Origin of the sequence: Oscillibacter sp. ER4 (assembly GCF_000765235.1) — a bacterium.
GTDB lineage: Bacteria > Bacillota > Clostridia > Oscillospirales > Oscillospiraceae > Hominicoprocola > Hominicoprocola fusiformis.
Window position 1 is genome coordinate 1 of sequence record NZ_JPJG01000032.1, and the last position, 4,319, is coordinate 4,319.

Annotated in this window: 4 protein-coding genes; 1 reads left to right on the forward strand and 3 read right to left on the reverse strand. The window is 60.2% G+C overall.

From position 1 onward, the window contains the following. The 3 genes from NI20_RS0105370 to NI20_RS0105380 form a co-directional block, all read right to left on the reverse strand. Positions 1-456: methionine gamma-lyase family protein (locus tag NI20_RS0105370; protein ID WP_033120426.1), on the reverse strand; the 456-nt coding region annotated here is incomplete at its 3' end. Further along, positions 453-1,232 (reverse strand): hypothetical protein, encoded by a 780-nt coding sequence (locus NI20_RS0105375; protein WP_033120427.1) that lies wholly within the window; start codon positions 1,230-1,232, stop codon positions 453-455. The genes NI20_RS0105370 and NI20_RS0105375, both read right to left, overlap by 4 nt. 80 nt (positions 1,233-1,312) lie before the next feature. Continuing rightward, complete coding sequence (locus NI20_RS0105380; RefSeq protein WP_369699400.1) at positions 1,313-2,416, reverse strand: glycosyltransferase; 1,104 nt, start codon at positions 2,414-2,416, stop codon at positions 1,313-1,315. Positions 2,417-3,283: 867 nt separating this feature from the next. Here NI20_RS0105380 and NI20_RS0105390 point away from each other — a divergent pair. After that, positions 3,284-4,078, forward strand: coding sequence for an S-layer homology domain-containing protein (locus NI20_RS0105390; protein WP_033120429.1), 795 nt, complete (start codon positions 3,284-3,286; stop codon positions 4,076-4,078). Positions 4,079-4,319: the final 241 nt, after the last annotated feature.

The following is a 4,319-nucleotide window of genomic DNA, read 5'->3' on the forward strand; positions in this document are numbered from 1 at the left end:
GCGCAGGTCGACCTGCGCATAGCTGACGCCGTACTCCTTGAGCGAGCATGGGCTTTCGCGAAGACCGATGACCTCCTCAAGCGTATCGTAGGGCTTGCCGGAGATAGCGAGCATCTCGTCGCCCGGCAGCAGGTTGGCGGACAGCGCGATGGCCAGCGCGTGTGTGCCGCAGGTGATCTGCGGGCGGACGAGCGCGGCCTCGGTGTGGAAAGCGCTCGCGTAGACGCGCTCCAAATTGTCGCGCCCCTCGTCATCGTAGCCGTAGCCGGTCGAGGCGGCGAAGTGCGTCGCATTCACGCGGTTTTTCTGCATTGCGCCGATGACTTTCGCTTGGTTGAGCTCGGCGATCTCTTCGATCTCGGCAAAGCGGGGCTTGAGCTCGTCCAAAACGGCCTCGCCGAATTGAAGAACCTTGTCGCTCACGCCGAGCGACAGGTACATTTCATCTCTGTTCATTTGTCCTCCTCCGGCGTGTCGGGAAATTCAACGCCGTTGCACATTAGAATAAACCGCAGCGGATAGTCGCGGTCCAAATAGTTTTTGCTGTACCATTCATAGGTCGCGGCAGGCAGGTGGCGCAGCTCGGGCGCTTCCGTGCGGAAGAGCTCGAACGTTTTCCGGTCGCCCGAGAGCAGCGCGCCTAAAAGCTCGCCCTGCTTTTCTTCATACAGGCGCGCAAAGCATGCGTCCATGATGGCCGCGCAGGCGCGCTCATCGTCCGTACCGTAGTCCTCGCGATGGGCGAGCCAGTAGAGAAATTCGCGCGGGTCGAGGTCCAGCTGCGTCGTGACCTGCGAGAGCTTGTAGAACGCGGCCTTGTCGCCGCGCTTCAAAATGTCGATGAGGTACGCGACGAGCTGTTCGTCGAGCTCCACGCAGTCGCAGAAGACCTCGAACGCGTGCTTGCCCGCGTCGGGATCAGGGGTACTTTCTGCTGCGGGCGGCTTTTCCTCGGGCTGCTCCAGTTCCGCCGCGGCGGTGAGCATTTGCAGCAGTGCGCGGGAGAAATCCTCCTCGCTGAAATGGTCGAATATCGCCTCGTCCAGCTCGTCGCCTGCGCTTTTGGCGCACAGGCGCACAAAGTCCGACACACTCAGATCTTTCAGCGCACTTTGCAGCTGCGCGGCGCGCTCCTCGGTGGTATCGGCGGTGAGCGCAAGCTCCGGCGGCGCGGGCATTGTGCCCTCGCACAGCGCGCTCATATAATGTAAGTAGTGTTCGCACAGCTCCATTGCCGCACCCCCTCAGTTTATAATCTTTAATAATCTATCATACGGCGGCAGAAAAAGCAACTGAAAACCGAAGAAAGCCATCAAATACGGCTTTCTTTCTGAATTTTCGCCCTGAGCAGTGCGCAGTTTTCCTGCAAACGCGCATCGTCCGGTGCAAGCGCAAGTGCTTTTTCCGCGTTTTTCAGCGCGTCTTCCCACTGCGCGAGGTGAAAGTGCGCGATGCTCAACAGATCATAGGGGAAGCTGCCCCATGCGAACGGCTCGCAGATATAGGTGCGCGGCCGCTCGGTGATCGCGAGCGCGCAGTTTACCATAAAAATGACGCCGCACCAGTCCTTTTGCTGATAAAGCAGGTCGGCAAACTCCAGATACGGCTCGCGCAGGTGCGGCGCTTCCGCGATGGCGCGATGCAGCCAGAGCGCGGCTTCATCCTCGCGCTCCAAACGACGCAGACAGCGCGCGATGTAGCGCATCGAGGCGCAGCGTTCGTCGCGCCACACGGCCTGCGGCATCGCGAGGTGTGCTTTCAGGGTCGAGACCGCCCGCGCCCAATCGCCGCGGAACATGTACTCGCGGCCTAAGTAGTGGCGGTTGCGGTCGTTTTGTGGGTTCTCCCGCACGGCAAGCTCTAAAAGTGGAAGATACTGCCCGCGCGATTTGCTCGGGTCGGGATGGTGGTCGAGCTGCACGCCCTCGGCGTCGACAAAGCGCTCGCCGCCCTCGCCCAGATATTGAAGCACCTCGTGCACCGGATTCACCCAGCGGTAGCAGCCGTTTTTGTGAATTTTGTCCGTCCAGAAGACGCAGCCCTCGCGCCCATCGGGCAGAAAGCTCCACGTGTAGCGGTAGCGGGCACGTGTTGTGTCGGGTTGCCACGCGCGCTCGAGCTTTTCGCGCCAGCCGGGCTGAAACTGCTCGTCGAGGTCGATGCAGCAGCAGATATCGGCGTCCTTGGGGATGAGCTTCAGCGATTTATTGCGCGCGACATCGAAGCGCCACGGCGCGATGATCTTCTGCTCGACGTGCGCACCGCGGGCTCTGAGTTTTTCGACCGTATCGTCCGTTGACCCCGTGTCGAGCACGCAGATGTCGTCCGCCTCGGACATCGAGTCCATGAAGCGCTCGACAAATTGCGACTCGTTTTTGCAGATGGCGTAAACGCAGACGCGGTAGGAAATGGCGATTCCCTCCTTTTATATATGTATTGCGGCGCGGCTTGCGCCGCACCGCTTATTGCTCAGGTCGAGAGGAGACCCGCTGCGCGGAGATTTGCCAGCAGCGCGTTGAACTGCTCGACGACGTCCTCTACGCTTGTCGCATCGGCAACAGCTGCCGCCGCGCGCGTATCGCTCGGTCCAGTCGGACCCGTAGGACCTGTGGGACCGGTCGGACCCTGAGGACCCTGCTCACCGTCACTGCCGACAAGACCCTGCGGTCCGGTCGGGCCGGTGGGACCCGTTGCGCCGGTAGGACCGACTGCGCCTGCTGCACCCGCAATACCCTGTGGGCCGATGGGGCCTGTCGGTCCGGTTGCGCCAGCTGCGCCGGCGGCTCCGGCTACGCCTTGAATGCCCTGCGGTCCCTGCGGGCCCGCGGCGCCTGTCGCACCCGTCTGACCTTGAGGTCCAGTAGGCCCAATGGCGCCCGGCGCACCGGGGACGCCTTGAAGACCCTGTACACCCTGCGGCCCCGTCGGCCCGATCGGGCCGGGAACACCCTGAATGCCCTGCACGCCCTGCGGCCCCGTCGGGCCCAGCACATACTGAGGCGGGAACGGCGGCGGAGGAAACGGCGCGGGGCAGGGCGGCGGGCAGCGGTCTGCACAGCCGCACGAATTCTGAAAACGATTCATCGAAAATACCCTCCTTTTAAGCTCGGGGCAGGAAAACTCCTGCGTTTCATTCTATGCCGTGGGCAGGAAGAGGTGAGCGCGATAGAATGTGCACGTTTTGTGAACAATGGGGAAAAGCCTTGCAACGCTTCCAGTGGTATGCTAACATATAATAATATGTTTTACAGAATCAAAATGTTCGTCAGAACAGGAGAAGCTCATGCAGAAGAAATTGCTCATCCCCATCCTCGTCGTGCTGGTGCTTGTGATCATGCTGGTGGTGCGGGGCTGTGGGAATAAGGATACATCGCAGGACAATAAACAGGATGGAACGCAGAGCACGCAGACGGACACGTTCGACAGCGCGAATGTGACCGGAAACGACGTGCGCGCGGAGCTCGGCACGATGACCGCCAACGAAAGCGGCGGTGTCGACATCACCGTCACGGCGGACGGCCAGCAGACGACCTACACCTATACCGACGTCGCGCCCGACGCGTGGTACGCCGACGCAGTCAACTATGTTGTCTCCACCGGCGTGATGAGCGGCGACGACACGCAGCATCTCTTCCAGCCGGAATATGGCGTGGAGAGATCGCAGTTCGCCGTCATCATGTACCGTTTTGCCGGCGGCACGCCGACGGAGGAGGATGCGGAGTTCAGCGACCTCACGGGCGACGAATGGTATTACGAATATGTCAAGTGGATGGTCGGCAAGGGCCTCATGGGCGGCAACGGCGGGGCGTTTGACCCCAGCGGCTTTTTGTCCTGCGAGCAGGCGATCATCGTGCTCTACCGCCTCGCGGGCGAGCCTTCGGTCACGGGTACGCTCGACGACTATCCCTATGCGCCCAAAGTGTCGGAGAGCGGCAGGGATGCCGTGACCTGGGCGTGGAACAACGGGCTCATCACTGAAAAAGAGTGCGTCTGGTATCCGACGCAGGCCGTCAGCCGCGCGCAGGTCGCGCTTTTGCTGATGCGCTATGACGCCTTGATCGGCCGAAATGCGGCGTAAATGAATGAATACGGAAAAATGCGGGCATTCTGTTCTTGACAGAATGCCCACAAACCGTTGAAAATACTGAATTTTTGAGCTGCCTGTAAAGGAGCAGACAAGAAAAATGTCGAAAAAGTAAAATTAACTGTTGACAAACGCTGACCCACGTGCTAAGATAACACCTGTTCCGCGAATGGAGCGTGCACCTTGTAAATTAAACAACGAAACTTTGACAAGCACCAGATGAAAAACTGTGCGA